The following is a 13,868-nucleotide window of genomic DNA, read 5'->3' as shown; positions in this document are numbered from 1 at the left end:
TTTTCCGTCCGTCATTGCTACCCAAAACGGCGCCGTCACTCGCGGCGCCGTTTTGCCTTTCTTGACCTTTCTGTTTCCTCGCCTTTGTTACCCTATCTCGTAATTGGTTGATTCCCCCGGGATTGCGAGCTAGTTCGATGGATACCCTCGTCAGCATGAATGTGTTTCGCTACGTCGTCGAAGTGGGCAGCTTCGTCGGCGCGGCGGAGCGCATGCAGATGTCGGCGGCGATGGCGAGCAAGCACGTGATGCACCTCGAGCAGCAGCTCGGCGCGCGGCTGCTGCATCGCACGACACGACGCGTCGCGCCCACCGAGGCGGGACGCGAATACTATGAGCGCCTCGTGCAGGCGCTGTCCGAACTCGACGAAGCCGGCCAGGCCGTCGGCGCCGCGAGCGTGGTGCCGCAGGGCCGGTTGCGCGTGACGTCGCTGTCCGCGTTCGGGCTGCGGCACGTGATGCAGGCCGTCACCGATTATGCGGGCCGGTTCCCGGACGTGACCGTCGACATGACGCTGTCCGATCGCGTGGTCGACCTGATCGAGGAAGGCTACGACGTCGCGGTGCGCGCGGCGCCGAACGGATTGAAATCGTCGTCGCTGGTCGCGCGCCAGATCGCGACCGCGCACATCCTGCTGGTCGCGTCGCCGGAGTATCTCGAGAAGCACGGCACGCCGCAGACGATCGCCGATCTCGCGAACCACAACTACCTGCGGCGCGATTCGAATTCGACGATGCTCGATTCGCTCGTGATCGACGCGGCCGCCGCGTCGCGCGTGAGCCTGAACGGCAACCTGATCGTGAATCATCTCGAAGGGCTGCGCGCGGCGGTGCTTGCCGGCGCGGGCATTGCGCTGCTCGGCACCGAAGTGGTCGGCGACGACATCGAGTCGGGCCGGCTCGTGCCGGTGCTGCTCGATTCCGTGCCGCCGCACGAGGCGCCGATCTATGCGGTGTACGCGAGCCGCCGCCACGTGTCCGCGAAGGTGCGCTCGTTCGTCGATTTCCTGGCCGCGCGTTTCGAAGGGCAGTCGCTGTGCCCGTCGATCGAATCGCGGCTGCGCGTGCTGCCGATCACGCGGATGAAGCGCGCCGTCTGAGCCAGATCGTCTGGCCCGTCCACTGTGGCGGGGCAACAAAAAAGCGCGAACCGCAACGGTTCGCGCTTTTTTGTTTGATTCGACGATCTCGCGTCGATGGCGGCCGCGACGGCCGCCGCCTCCGTCAGCGCGGGATGCCGAGCCGTGCCTTCGCGTCGTCGTACTCGCGCTTGAGCCGCTCGACGAGCGCACCCACGCTCGGCAGGTCGTCCATCAGGCCGACGCCCTGGCCGGCGCCCCAGATGTCCTTCCACGCCTTGGTCTTGTCGCTGCCGAAATTCATCTTGGTCTTGTCGGATTCCGGCAGAGCGTCCGGATCGAGGCCGGCCTTCTCGATGCTCTCGCGGATGTAGTTGCCGTGCACGCCCGTGAAGAGGTTCGTGTAGATGATGTCCGACGATTTCGCGTTCAGGATCGCGTGCTTGTAGTCGTCGATCGCGTGCGCTTCCTGCGTCGCGATGAAACGCGTGCCCATGTACGCGAAGTCGGCGCCCATCGCCTGCGCGGCGAGGATCGAGCCGCCGTTCGCGATCGAGCCGGACAGCACGATCGGGCCGTCGAAGATCTTGCGGACTTCGCCGACCAGCGCGAACGGCGACGTCGTGCCCGCGTGGCCGCCGGCGCCGGCCGCGACGAGGATCAACCCGTCGACGCCCGCTTCGAGCGCCTTCTGCGCGTGGCGCAGGTTGATCACGTCGTGCAGCACGATGCCGCCGTAGCTGTGCACCGCGTCGACGATCTCGCGCGCCGGTGCGCGCAGGCTCGTGATGAAGATCGGCACCTTGTGCTCGACGCACACGCGCACGTCGTGTTCGAGCCGCGCGTTCGACTGGTGGACGATCTGGTTGACCGCGATCGGACCGATCACCGCATCGGGATGTTTTGCCTTGTGGTCGGCGAGTGCCGACTGGATCTGCGTGAGCCACTCGTCGAGCAGATCGGCCGGGCGCGCGTTGAGCGCGGGGAATGAACCGACGATGCCCGCCTTGCATTGCGCGAGCACGAGTTCGGGGTAGCTGACGATGAACATCGGCGACGCGATGACGGGCAGCGTCAGGTTCTGCAGGACGGTGGGCAATGCCATGTGATGTCTCCAGTCTCCGGGGGCGTTGCGATCGGACGGTGATTCGAGTGTAGCCCCACAAGCGGTCCGTTCATATTAATACGAACGGTCGTGCGATTCTACGCGAGCTTAACAAACTGCGCGGTGTGCCGGCAATCGAGTGAGTGTTCTCTTTCTACGGTTTCGGGTGCTTGGCGCGCTGTGAAGACGCGTCGGCGCTCCTAAAATAGCCGCCATAACAAACCAACGAGAAACAAACCATGTCGTTTGAGGCGTTTGCACCGTTTCGCGTGACGGTGCAGGACACCGACATTTTCGGTGTCAAAGGAGGCACGGGTCCGCCGCTGCTGTTGCTGCACGGCCATCCGCAGACCCACATGATCTGGCATCGCGTTTCGGCGACGCTCGCGAATCACTTCACGGTGATCGCCACCGATCTGCGCGGCTACGGCGCATCGGGCCGGCCGCCGAGCGACGCGCGGCACACGCCGTATTCGAAACGGGCGATGGCGGCGGACCAGGTCGCCGTGATGCGGCATTTCGGCTTCGAGCAGTTCCACGTGTGCGCGCACGATCGCGGCGCGCGGGTGGCGCACCGGCTCGCGCTCGACCACGCGGAGGCCGTCGAGCGGATGATGCTGCTCGACATCGCGCCGACGCTCGCGATGTACGAGAAAACCGATCGCGCGTTCGCGACCGCGTATTTCCACTGGTTCTTCCTGATTCAGCCGGAGCCGCTGCCCGAGACGCTGGTGGGCGCGCACACCGATGCGTACATCGAGCGCGTGATGGGCAACCGCTCGGCCGGGCTGGCGCCGTTCGCGCCGGAGGCGCTCGACGCGTACCGGGCGGCGCTCGCGCAACCGGGCGCCGTGCATGCGATGTGCGAGGACTACCGCGCGTCCGCGACGATCGACCTCGAGCACGACCGTGCGGATCTCGAACGCGGCAACAAGGTCGCGTGCCCGCTGCGCGTGCTGTGGGGCGAGCACGGCGTCGTCGGCCGCTGCTTCGATCCGCTCGACGAATGGCGGCGCGTCGCGCGCGACGTCAGCGGCCGTGCGCTCGATTGCGGGCACTACATTCCGGAAGAGGCGCCCGCCGCGCTGATCGACGAACTGCTCGCGTTCTTCGAGGCGCGCGACGCGGCGGCATGACGGTGCGGGCGCGCGGGCGGCGCGTGCCGCCCGCGGCTCAGGATGGACGCTTGCCGTCGCGGCTCAGCGGTGTGCGTGGTCGTCCTCGACGAGCGGCGGCAGGCGGCGCGGCACGGGCGTCGATTTCACGATCGCGGTGCTCGTCTCCGCGCGCTCCGTCACCTTCGACAGGATGTCGTCGAGATGCTCGATCGTGCGCAGGTAGAGCCGGCAGATGAAGCAGTCGTCGCCGGTGACCTTGTCGCATTCGACGAACTCGGGAATCCGCCGCAGCAACCCCTCGACCAGATGCAACTGGCCCGGCAGCGGCTTCACGCGGACGATCGCCTGCAGCGTGTAGCCGAGCGCGCGCGGATCGAGCTCGACGGTGAACGCGGCGATCACGCCTTGCGCCTCGAGCCGCCGCACGCGGTCGGCGGTCGCGGGCGCCGACAGTCCGATCTGCCGGGCGAGTTCGCTGGTCGCGATGCGCGCGTCGTCGGCCAGCGCGGCGACGATCGCGCGGTCGGTCGCGTCGAGCGACGCGACGGCGGGCGGGGAAAGGCGTTTCAGCATGATCGCTTTGCTTTCGAAGGTGAATTGGCTGATTCGCTTCAGTTTAGCCGTGGTTGCGGCGAAAGCAAGTTTCTAGAATCGAAGTCATCCACTCTCTTCAACGGAGTTCATGATGGCCTCGAATGAAATGCGCCGCGGCGCCGCCGAGATGATCGTCGCGATGCTGATGTCCGGCACGATCGGCTGGCTCGTGATGTCGTCGCAGCAGCCGCTGACCAATGTCGTGTTCTTCCGCTGCCTGTTCGGCGCCGCGACGCTCGCGATCGTCTGCGCGGCGTTCGGCTTCCTGCGCCGCTCGCTGTTCTCGCCGCGGATGCTCGCGCTCGCGACGCTCGGCAGCGTCGCGATCGTCGCGAACTGGCTGCTGCTCTTCGCCGCTTATTCGCGCGCGTCGATCTCGATGGCGACCGCCGTCTACAACACCCAGCCGTTCATGCTCGTCGCGCTCGGCGCCATCGTGTTCCGCGAGCGGATCACGGCGTCGACGGTCGCGTGGCTCGCACTCGCGTTCGCCGGGCTGGTGTTCGTGGTGCGCGTCGAGCCGGCCGTGCTCGCGGTGCCCGGCGAATATCTGGAAGGCGTCGCGCTGTCGCTCGGCGCGGCGTTCCTGTATGCGATCTCGTCGATCGTCACGAAGCACCTGAAGGGCACGCCGCCGCATCTGCTCGCATTGCTGCAGGCCGGCCTCGGTATCCTGCTGCTCGCGCCGTTCGCGCACTTCGACACCTTGCCCGCGACGGCCGGGCAATGGTTCGACCTGATCGTGCTCGGCGTCGTCAACACGGGGCTGATGTACGTGCTGTTGTACGGCGCGATCCAGAAGCTGCCGACCGCGATGACGGGGGCGCTGTCGTTCGTCTATCCGGTCGTCGCGATCGTCGTCGATCGCATCGCGTTCGGGCAGACGCTCGCGTGGACGCAGGTGTTCGGCGCGCTGCTGATCCTGCTCGCGGCGGCCGGTGTGAACCTCGGCTGGCGCATCGTGCCCACGCGTCGCGCGGCGGTCGGCAACTGAAACGGTCAGACGATTCGACGCGGCCGCGCGGTTACGCCGCGGCCCGTCGAATGCGCGAATCGGGAATGAGGATTGCACGCCGAATGCCGCCCCGCCGACGTCGCGCGCAGCCGTGAAAAGCGCTGTAAGAAGTTGTAGGGAAACACCCGATGCGATGCGGTCGCGTCGCTCGTATGATGCGGGCTGTGACGTTGATCACGTTCACAGGATTCCGATCTCGATGCCGTTCGCCCGTGAGGTTGAACGGCTTTTTTTTATGTCTCGCTGCCCGCGATCAGGCGCCGCCGCGCGTCGAGCCGCGCGAGCAGCGCGCGCCTCGCGTCGTCGTCCGACTCGCGCCATCCCTTGATCTCGCCGCGCGTGCGCAGGCAGCCCGCGCACCAGCCGGTGCGCGGATCGATCCGGCAGACGTCGGTGCACGGCGACGCGACCGTGGCGACCGGCATCGTCACGTCGCTCATGCGGACTCCCGCAACGCGACGTCCGCGACCGGCGCGCCCGTCAGCGACACGAGCTCGTGCGGCGACAGGTTGAACACCGCGTGCGGATGGCCGGCGGCGGCCCACAGACTGTCGAGCGCGAGCAGGTCGGCGTCGATCAGCGTGACGGGTTCGACCAGATGGCCGATCGGGCAGACGCCGCCGATCGCATAGCCGGTGTTGTCGCGCACGAACTTCGCGTCCGCGCGGCCGACCGGGCCGACCCGCTCGGCGACCTTCCTTTCATCCACGCGGTTGACGCCGCTCGCGATCACCAGCACGGGCACGCCGTCGGCCTGCCGGCGAAACAGGATCGACTTCGCGATCTGCGCGACCGAGCAGCCGAGCCCGGCCGCGGCCTCGGCCGACGTCTTGCCGGTTTCGGCGAGCATCACGATGCCTTTCGCATGGCCGCGCTCGCGCAGCAGCAGCGCGACGCGTCGCGCGGAATCGGGGAGGGAATCGAATGAAGCGGGTGTCGTCATGTCGGGGAATCCGTGGAACGAGGTGATCAGACGCAGTTCGCGGCGTCGGCCGCGCTCTGCGCCTTGGCGAGCAGTGCACGACCGGCGCGCGACACGTTCGCGCGGCCGATCGCGTTCGAGATGAAATCACCGGCCGCGACGACCTGCGCGAGATCGACGCCGGTCTCGATGCCGAGGCCCTGCAGCAGGTACAGCACGTCCTCGGTCGCGACGTTGCCGGTCGCACCCTTCGCGTACGGGCAGCCGCCGAGGCCCGCGACCGACGCGTGGAAGATCTCGATCCCTTCGAACAGCGCCGCGTAGATGTTCGCGAGCGCCTGGCCGTAGGTATCGTGGAAGTGGCCCGACAGGCGTTCGCGCGGAAACACGCGCGTGACGGCCGCGAGCACTTCGCGCGTGCGCTTCGGCGTGCCGACGCCGATCGTGTCGGCGATGTCGATCTCGTCGCAGCCGAGCGCGGCGAACCGCTCGACGACGTCGACGACCGATGCGACCGGCACCTCGCCCTGGTAAGGGCAGCCGAGCGCGCACGACACGCTGCCGCGCAGCCGCACGCCGGCGTCCTTCGCGGCCTTCGCGACCGGCTCGAAGCGCGCGATGCTCTCGGCGATGCTGCAATTGATGTTCCGCTGCGAGAACGCTTCGCTCGCCGCGCCGAAGATCACGACTTCGTCCGCGCGGGCGGCGAGCGCATTCTCGAAGCCCTTCAGGTTTGGCGTGAGCACCGAGTACACGGTGCCCGCGCGGCGCTCGATGCCGGCCATCACGTCGGCGCCGTCGGCCATCTGCGGCACCCATTTCGGCGACACGAACGACGCGGCCTCGACGTTGCGGAAGCCGGCGCGCGACAGCCGGTCGACGAGCGCGATCTTCACGTCGGTCGGCACGAAGGTCTTCTCGTTCTGCAGCCCGTCGCGCGGGCCGACTTCGACGATCTTGACGGCGGTGGGGAACGTCATGGTTGTCTCCGGTTTTGTGTAGGCGGAATTCAGTAGCCGCGTGCGTAGTCGACGATGCCGCTGACGGGCGCGCCGCGCTCGAACGCGCGGATCTTGCCGGCGATCTGCTCGACGGCTTCCGCGCGCAGCGTCTCGGCCGAGCTGTGCGGCGTGATCGTGATGCGCGGCGCGCGCCAGAACGGATGGTCGTCCGGCAGCGGTTCGTGCTGGAACACGTCGAGCGTGGCCGCGGCGATCCGGCCGCTCGCGAGTGCGTCGAGCAGGTCCGCTTCGACGAGATGCGCGCCGCGCGCGACGTTGACGACGTATGCACCGGGCGCGAGCCGCGCGAACGCGCGCGCCGACAGGATGCCGTCGGTGTCGCGCGTGCTCGGCAGCAGGTTGACGAGCACCTTCGCGCCGTCGATGCACGCGTCGAACGCGCCGTCGCCGGCGAAGGTCGCGATGCCGTCGAGCTGCTTCGCGCTGCGGCTGTAGCCGCGCACCGGCAGGCCGAGCGTGGCGAGCGCGCGGGCGACTTCGGCGCCGAGCACGCCGAGTCCGAGGACCGCGACGGTGAAGCTCGCGCGTGCATGCGGTTCGAGCGGCTGCCAGCGGCGCTCGCGCTGTTGCAGGTCGTATTCGTCGAAACGGCGCAGGTAGCGCAGCACCGCGTGCGTCACGTATTCGACCATCTGCTGCGCCATGCCGGAATCCTCGAGCCGCACCAGCGGCACGTGCGCGGGCAGCGTGCCCGGATGCGCGTGCTCGAGCGCAAGCAGCGCATCGACGCCCGCGCCGAGGTTGAAGATCGCGCGCAGGCCGTCGCGCGGCGCGAACAACTCGCGCGGCGGGCGCCACACGAGCGCGTAGTCGGCGGCGGCCGTATCGCCCGGCTGCCACGCGCGCAGTTCGGCTTCCGGCAGCGCACGTGCGATCTCGTCGCGCCATGCGCCGGCGTCCTGATGCGGTGAATGGAACAGGATCTTCATTGCGTGAGGGCGCGCGCGCCGGCGAGGCGCGTCGCGGGAACGACGAGTAGGGCCGGGCGCGGCGCGCCGGCGGACGTAGCGGACATCGGGCGACTCCTGACGACCGCCCCGGCGCGTCGGCGCGGGGACCGGTTTCGTGTGAAGCTGACGGGAAGCCCACATTCTACGGTTTCGCAGCACATTGCGCCGTCGGTGCGGGCGGAGCGGCCGGCGCGGGCCGCGATCGCGCGGTCGGCGGGCCGCCGCCGGGCCGTCGGCCGAGCAAAAGCAAAGCACAAAATATTGGTTCGGTCGCCGCGTACCCGACGCCACAATCGAACCTCGTCTTCAAGCAAGCGAGGGCAATCATGCGCGCATGCAGCAAATCGGCGTGGCCGCCGCGGCTCGTCACCGTTCCGGGCCTGCACGGCAGCGAAGGCGCCCACTGGCAGACCTGGCTCGAGCGACAGTTCCCGCGCTCGTTGCGCGTCGAGCAGCACGACTGGGATGCGCCCGATCTCGCGGGCTGGGCGCAATCGGTGCGCGCGCTGCTCGATCGCGAGCGCGGCCCGTTCGTGCTCGCCGCGCACAGCTTCGGCTGCCTCGCGGCTGCACATGCGCTCGCGCAGTGGCCGCATGTGGGCGATGTCGCGGGCGTGCTGTTCGTCGCGCCGGCCAGCCCGAAGAAATTCACCTTTGCCGGGCCGTTCGACGCGCGCCGGCTCGCGGTGCCGTCGATCGTGATCGGCAGTGAGACCGATCCGTGGATGCCGCTCGCCGATGCGCGCGCGCTCGCGCAGCGCCTGGGCAGCGCATTCGTGAACCTCGGCGACGCCGGGCACATCAACACGGCGGCCGGCTTCGGGCCGTGGCCGCGCGCGAAATACTTCATCGACACGCTGGTGCATTGCGCGGCGCCGCTGCGCTTTCGCGACGCGGACGACGGCTTCGAGGCCGCGCTCGTCGATCGCGCGCTCGCGCACGCGGTCTGACGGACGGGTTGCGCGGCGCATGCCGTGCGGTGGCTGGCGCGGCATGGCGGGCCGTCGCGCTTGCAATGCGCAGGCGGGCCTGCCTGACTGCGGCCGGGTGCGAATCGCTCGGCCGGCCGTGCTCGACGTGCCCCGTGAGGCGGCGCGACACCGTGCCGTTCGCGCCGTCGCCGACCGTTACGTCATGCCAGCGCTGGCTCGACGTGAGCGCCCGCCGCTCTTCCCGAGCGATACCGACTGCTATCAGGTGGCGACGGAATCAGCCCGGCGACGACGCGGCCGTGCTGGAGGCGGCTGCATTCGCGGCGGGCTTCGCATCGTCGTCGTCATCGGGCGGGTAGTGCACGACGGGCGGCGCGAGCGGCGCGGCGTCGGACGCGGCGGTATTCGCGGTCGTGTCGCTGTTGAACGCGCTGGCGGCGCCGCTCGAGGCGCCAGCCTGCGGCGCGGCGTCGGTCGCGTTGGCGTCGTGCGGTGCGTCGTCGCTGCAGGCTGTGACGAACACGGCGGCACACAGAACGACGGCGACGGAAACGCGACGCATGACTTCTCTCCTGGCAGGCTGATCGGGAAACGTTTTCGAGTATGCCGCCGCGATGCGACGTTTCGGTGAATCGTCTGCGTTCGGGGCGTGATCGCGCCAGGCTTTCGTCAGGCTGACCGAAGGCCGTCGCAGCGATCCGCCGGCACGCATGGCGGAATTTTCCAGCAGACGCGGATGCTGCGCACATTTACACGGCGCGCCACGCCGCGACCCGGCCGCGGCGACGCGCGCGCCATGCGCGGCATGGCCAATGCGCCCGGCAACTTGCGACCGATGCGCGGCCCGTCACGCCCAAAAACCGGGCGTTATTGCCGCTTCGTCAGCGAACGGCCAGCCGCGTGCCAGCGTGGCGTCATGGAGCCGCTATCACCGGCAACGCGGCCGGCTGCTGCCTCGGTATGCGCCGCGCACCGGTGGCCGGTACCGCACCGGGACCGTGTCCCCCCAATTTCGCGGCACCCGAATTGCTCTTTGCCGATGCGCGTGCCGACCGTGCTGCCATTCAGGCACGGGCGGCACATCCGCGTCCATCCACCATGGAGCGAGCAGAAGTCATGTCCAGCGATCGATCCGATTCTCCGTCCGCCGAACCGGCGCGCGATGCCGCCCCGTCGCCGCTCGGGCCCGGCCGTTCAGCGGCGGCGCCGCCGCTGCCGCACGATACGCCGTCCAGCGCCGCGCGGCGCCGCTTCCTGCAATCCGCGGCGGCCGCCGCGACCGTCAGCGCCGCATCGCACGTTCATCCGCAGCCGCCGTACGCGGCATCCACGCCGGCTGCGCCGCGCCGCGATACGGTGCCGGCGCAGCCGGTGCGTCTCGACATCAACGGGCGCGCGTACACGCTGCAGCTCGAACCGCGCGTCACGCTGCTCGACGCACTGCGCGAATACGCGGGGCTCACGGGCACGAAGAAGGGCTGCGATCGCGGGCAGTGCGGCGCGTGCACGGTGCTCGTCGACGGGCGGCGCATCAACGCCTGCCTGACGCTCGCGGTGATGCACGAAGGCGCGCGGATCACGACCGTCGAGGGGCTGGCGCGCGGCGGCGAGCTGAGCCCGGTGCAGCGCGCGTTCGTCGAATGCGATGCGTTCCAGTGCGGCTACTGCACGTCCGGCCAGCTCTGCTCGGCGACCGCGCTGCTCGACGAGTTCGCGGCGGGCGCGGGGAGCGCGGCCACCGACGACGTGCGGCGCCGTCCCGCGAACCTGTCGGACGACGAGATCAGCGAGCGCATGAGCGGCAACCTGTGCCGCTGCGGCGCGTACCCGAACATCGTCGCCGCCGTGCGCGCCGCGCATGCGGCGCACGGCTAGCCGACGGAGGGCAGCGCAATGGAAGCGATTTCCTACGAACGCGCGACGGACGTCGCCGGCGCCGTGCGCGCGGCGCAGCGGCCCGGCGCGGCATTCATCGGCGGCGGCACGAACCTGCTCGACCTGATGAAGGGCGGCGTCGCGCGGCCCGTCACGCTCATCGACATCACGCGCATCGCGGGCCTCGATACGGTCGACGCGCTGTCCGGCGGCGGGGTGCGCATCGGTGCGCTCGTGCGCAACAGCGATGCGGCCGATCATCCGCGCCTGCGCGCCGACTATCCGCTGCTGTCGCAGGCGCTGCTCGCCGGCGCGTCCGCGCAATTGCGCAACATGGCGACTGTCGGCGGCAACCTGATGCAGCGCACGCGCTGCCCGTATTTCTACGATCCCGCGTTCGCGCAGTGCAACAAGCGCGACCCGGGCAGCGGCTGCGCGGCGATCGGCGGCCACAACCGGATGCACGCGATCCTCGGCGCGAGCCCGCAGTGCGTGGCGGTGAACCCGTCGGACATGAGCGTCGCGCTCGCCGCGCTCGACGCCGTCGTGCAGGTGAGCGGCCCGCGCGGCGCACGGCAGATTCCGATCGCGTCCTTTCACCGCTTGCCGGGCGATCGTCCCGATCTCGACACGACGCTGGAACCGGGCGAACTGATCACCGCGGTGGACTTGCCGCCGCCGCGCTTCGCCGATCATGCGCACTATCTGAAAGTGCGGGATCGCGCGAGCTACGCGTTCGCGCTGGTGTCGGTCGCGGCCGCGTTGCGGATGGACGGCCCGCGCGTCGCCGACGCGCGGATCGCGCTCGGCGGCGTCGCGCACAAGCCGCTGCGCGCGACGGAGGCGGAAGCGCATCTCGCGGGCCGCAGCCCGACCGACGCGACGCTGCGCGAGGCGGCCGCCCTGGCGTTGCGCGATGCGCGGCCGCTCGACGGCAATGGCTTCAAGGTCGCGCTCGCGCAGCGGGCGATCGTCCGTGCGGTCAAGACGGCAGCGGCCGCGACGGGAGGTGCCGCATGAACACGTTGACGGGACAACCGCTCGACCGGGTCGATGGTGTGCTGAAGGTGACGGGCGGCGCGCACTACGCAGCCGAATTCTCCGATGCGCGGCTCGCGCATGCGGTGCTCGTGACGAGCACGATCGCGTCCGGCCGCATCGAATCGATCGATGCGGCGCGCGCCCGCGCGATGCCGGGCGTGCTGATCGTGATCACGCACGAGAACGCGATGCGGCTGCCCAACGGCGGCCGCCCGCCGCTGTCGCCGCCCGCCGGGCGCCGGCTCACGTTGCTGCAGGACGACACGGTGCGCTACAGCAACGAACCGGTCGCGGTCGTCGTCGCCGAAACGCTCGAGCAGGCGACCGACGCCGCGCATGCGGTGCAGGTGCGTTATCGCGCGAGCGAGGCGGTGGTGGATTTCGCGCAGGCGAAGCGCGGCGCGCGCGTGCCGCCGAAGCAGCAGGGCCGCGCGATGGACACGCAGCGCGGCGACGTCGAGGCCGGCCTGCGCGAAGGCGCGGTGGGTATCGACGCGACTTATACGACGCCGATGCAGCACCACAACCCGATCGAGCCGCACGCGACGATGGCGCGCTGGGACGGCCCGACGCTCACGCTGCACGACGCGACGCAGGGCGTGTCGGGCGCGAGCACGGCGGTGGCCGCCGTGTTCGGCATTGCACCGGAACACGTGCGCGTGATTTCGCCGTTCCTCGGCGGCGGCTTCGGCTGCAAGGGTTCGTCGTGGTCGCACGTGTCGTTGTGCGCGATGGCCGCGAAGCAGGTCGGGCGGCCGGTTCGTCTCGCGCTGACGCGGCCGCAGATGTTCGGCCCGGTCGGCGGGCGGCCGTTCACCGAACAGCGCATCGTGCTGGCCGCACGGCAGGACGGCACGTTGACCGCGATGCGCCACGACACGATCGCCACCACGTCGACGTTCGAGGACTGGACGGAAACGTGCGGAATGCTGTCGCGGATCATGTACGCGGTGCCGAACCAGGCAACCACGCACCGGATCGTGTCGCTGAACGTCGGCACGCCGACGTTCATGCGCGCGCCCGGCGAGGCGTCGGGCTCGTTCGCGCTGGAATCGGCGATGGACGAGCTCGCGTGGCGGCTCGGCATGGACCCGGTCGCGCTGCGGCTCGCGAATTACGCGGAGGTCGATCCGCAGGACGGCAAGCCGTGGTCGAGCAACAAGCTGCGCGAATGCTACGAGGCCGGCGCGCGGCGCTTCGGCTGGTCGCGCCGCACCGGCGCGCCGCGCACGATGCGTGATGGCGACACGCTGATCGGCCTCGGGATGGCGGCCGCCACGTATCCGGCGAACCGCAGCGAAGCGTCGGCGCGTGCGCGCATCCTGCCGGACGGCACGGCCGAAGTCGCGTCGGGCACGCAGGACATCGGCACCGGCACCTACACGGTGATGACGCAGGTCGCGGCCGATGCGCTCGGTTTCGCGCCGCAGAACGTGCGCTTTTCGCTCGGCGATTCCAGTCTGCCGCGCGCGCCGGTATCGGGCGGCTCGCAATCGGCGGCAAGCGTCGCGCCCGCCGTGCGCGAGGCCGCGCTCCAGGCGCGCGCGAAGCTGATCGCGCTGGCGATCGCCGACCCCGGATCGCCGCTGCACGGCGCCGCGGCCGACGACGTGACGGTCGACAACGGCTGGGTCGTGCATCGCGGCGAACCCTCGCGGCGCGATCCTGCCGCGGCGGTGATCGCGCGTGCTGGCGGCCAGCCGATCGACGCGCAGGCGACGGCGAAGCCCGGCGACGAGAAGTCGCGCTATGCGTCCCATTCGTTCGGCGCGGTGTTTGCCGAAGTGCACGTCGACGCCGAGCTCGGCACGATTCGCGTCCCGCGCATCGTCGGCGTCTACAGCGTCGGCCGCCTGCTCAACGCGAAGACCGCGCGCAGCCAGTTGATCGGCGGGATGGTGTGGGGGCTCGGCACCGCGCTCGAGGAAGGCTCGCATCTCGACGTGCGCCACGGCCGCTTCACGAACGCGAATCTCGCGGAATATCACGTGCCCGTGAACGCGGACATCGGCGAGCTCGACGTGAGTTTCGTCGACGAAAACGACACGCATTTCAATCCGCTCGGCATTCGCGGCATCGGCGAGATCGGCATCACCGGCGTGCCGGCCGCGATCGCCAATGCGGTCTATCACGCGACCGGCGTGCGGGTGCGCGATCTGCCGATCACGCTCGACAAGGTCGCGACGCCGATACGCGCGTGAGTGTCGGCATCGGC

At 69.7% G+C, this 13,868-nt stretch carries 14 protein-coding genes; 7 read left to right on the top strand and 7 right to left on the bottom strand.

Translation table 11 applies throughout. The features are described 5' to 3' along the window. Nucleotides 1-137: 137 nt before the first annotated feature. Nucleotides 138-1,100, top strand: a complete 963-nt coding sequence (locus tag HWX07_RS21860) for a LysR family transcriptional regulator (RefSeq protein WP_006477616.1) — start codon at nt 138-140, stop codon at nt 1,098-1,100. 124 nt (nt 1,101-1,224) lie between these two features. On the opposite strand, the gene HWX07_RS21855 is transcribed toward HWX07_RS21860, so the two are convergent. After that, nucleotides 1,225-2,184 carry a nitronate monooxygenase family protein gene (locus HWX07_RS21855; RefSeq protein ID WP_175877649.1) on the bottom strand — a complete coding sequence of 320 codons (960 nt, stop codon included), beginning with the start codon at nt 2,182-2,184 and terminating at the stop codon, nt 1,225-1,227. Between the two features lie 239 nt (nt 2,185-2,423). Here HWX07_RS21855 and HWX07_RS21850 point away from each other — a divergent pair, with 239 nt between their 5' ends. Further along, the gene (locus HWX07_RS21850; RefSeq protein ID WP_175877648.1) at nt 2,424-3,320 is read left to right on the top strand and encodes an alpha/beta hydrolase; all 897 of its coding nucleotides are present in this window, start codon (nt 2,424-2,426) and stop codon (nt 3,318-3,320) included. A gap of 63 nt (nt 3,321-3,383) precedes the next feature. Here HWX07_RS21850 and HWX07_RS21845 read toward each other — a convergent pair whose 3' ends face one another. After that, complete coding sequence (locus tag HWX07_RS21845; protein ID WP_175877647.1) at nt 3,384-3,875, bottom strand: Lrp/AsnC family transcriptional regulator; 492 nt, start codon at nt 3,873-3,875, stop codon at nt 3,384-3,386. A 112-nt stretch (nt 3,876-3,987) separates the two neighbouring features. Here HWX07_RS21845 and HWX07_RS21840 point away from each other — a divergent pair, with 112 nt between their 5' ends. Continuing rightward, on the top strand, nt 3,988-4,890 hold the full coding sequence (locus tag HWX07_RS21840) for a DMT family transporter (protein WP_175877646.1): 903 nt from the start codon (nt 3,988-3,990) through the stop codon (nt 4,888-4,890). Between the two features lie 254 nt (nt 4,891-5,144). Here the strand turns inward: HWX07_RS21840 and HWX07_RS21835 are convergent, their stop codons facing one another. The 4 genes from HWX07_RS21835 to HWX07_RS21820 are packed head-to-tail and all read right to left on the bottom strand — an operon-like array spanning nt 5,145 to nt 7,784. Then, nucleotides 5,145-5,351: a DUF1289 domain-containing protein gene (locus HWX07_RS21835; RefSeq protein ID WP_175877645.1), complete on the bottom strand. Its 207-nt coding sequence runs from the start codon at nt 5,349-5,351 to the stop codon at nt 5,145-5,147. Beyond that, nucleotides 5,348-5,854 (bottom strand): YbaK/EbsC family protein, encoded by a 507-nt coding sequence (locus tag HWX07_RS21830; protein WP_175877644.1) that lies wholly within the window; start codon nt 5,852-5,854, stop codon nt 5,348-5,350. Before HWX07_RS21830 ends, HWX07_RS21835 begins: the two co-directional genes overlap by 4 nt. A gap of 26 nt (nt 5,855-5,880) precedes the next feature. After that, complete coding sequence (locus HWX07_RS21825; protein ID WP_175877643.1) at nt 5,881-6,813, bottom strand: hydroxymethylglutaryl-CoA lyase; 933 nt, start codon at nt 6,811-6,813, stop codon at nt 5,881-5,883. Nucleotides 6,814-6,842: 29 nt separating this feature from the next. Further along, entirely contained in the window at nt 6,843-7,784 is a 942-nt protein-coding gene (locus HWX07_RS21820) for a glyoxylate/hydroxypyruvate reductase A (RefSeq protein WP_175877642.1), read from the bottom strand. A gap of 347 nt (nt 7,785-8,131) precedes the next feature. On the opposite strand from HWX07_RS21820, the gene HWX07_RS21815 reads away from it, so the two are divergent. Continuing rightward, a complete protein-coding gene (locus tag HWX07_RS21815) occupies nt 8,132-8,755 on the top strand; it encodes an alpha/beta hydrolase (protein ID WP_012329348.1) in 624 nt (207 codons plus the stop codon). A 259-nt stretch (nt 8,756-9,014) separates the two neighbouring features. On the opposite strand, the gene HWX07_RS21810 is transcribed toward HWX07_RS21815, so the two are convergent. Next, nucleotides 9,015-9,299, bottom strand: coding sequence for a hypothetical protein (locus HWX07_RS21810; protein ID WP_175877641.1), 285 nt, complete (start codon nt 9,297-9,299; stop codon nt 9,015-9,017). Nucleotides 9,300-9,853: 554 nt separating this feature from the next. Between HWX07_RS21810 and HWX07_RS21805 the strand changes: the two genes are divergently transcribed. Genes HWX07_RS21805 through HWX07_RS21795 form a run of 3 tightly spaced genes read left to right on the top strand, consistent with a single transcriptional unit; the run spans nt 9,854 to nt 13,854 of the window. After that, nucleotides 9,854-10,612, top strand: coding sequence for a 2Fe-2S iron-sulfur cluster-binding protein (locus HWX07_RS21805; RefSeq protein WP_175877640.1), 759 nt, complete (start codon nt 9,854-9,856; stop codon nt 10,610-10,612). A gap of 18 nt (nt 10,613-10,630) precedes the next feature. Next, nucleotides 10,631-11,632, top strand: a complete 1,002-nt coding sequence (locus tag HWX07_RS21800) for a xanthine dehydrogenase family protein subunit M (protein ID WP_175877639.1) — start codon at nt 10,631-10,633, stop codon at nt 11,630-11,632. Next, the gene (locus HWX07_RS21795) at nt 11,629-13,854 is read left to right on the top strand and encodes a xanthine dehydrogenase family protein molybdopterin-binding subunit (RefSeq protein WP_175877638.1); all 2,226 of its coding nucleotides are present in this window, start codon (nt 11,629-11,631) and stop codon (nt 13,852-13,854) included. The genes HWX07_RS21800 and HWX07_RS21795 overlap by 4 nt, the downstream gene beginning before the upstream one ends. Nucleotides 13,855-13,868: the final 14 nt, after the last annotated feature.

The organism is Burkholderia sp. BCC0097 (genome assembly GCF_902832985.1).
Classification (GTDB): Bacteria; Pseudomonadota; Gammaproteobacteria; order Burkholderiales; family Burkholderiaceae; genus Burkholderia; species Burkholderia orbicola.
This window is presented reverse-complemented; position numbering and strand designations above follow the sequence as displayed.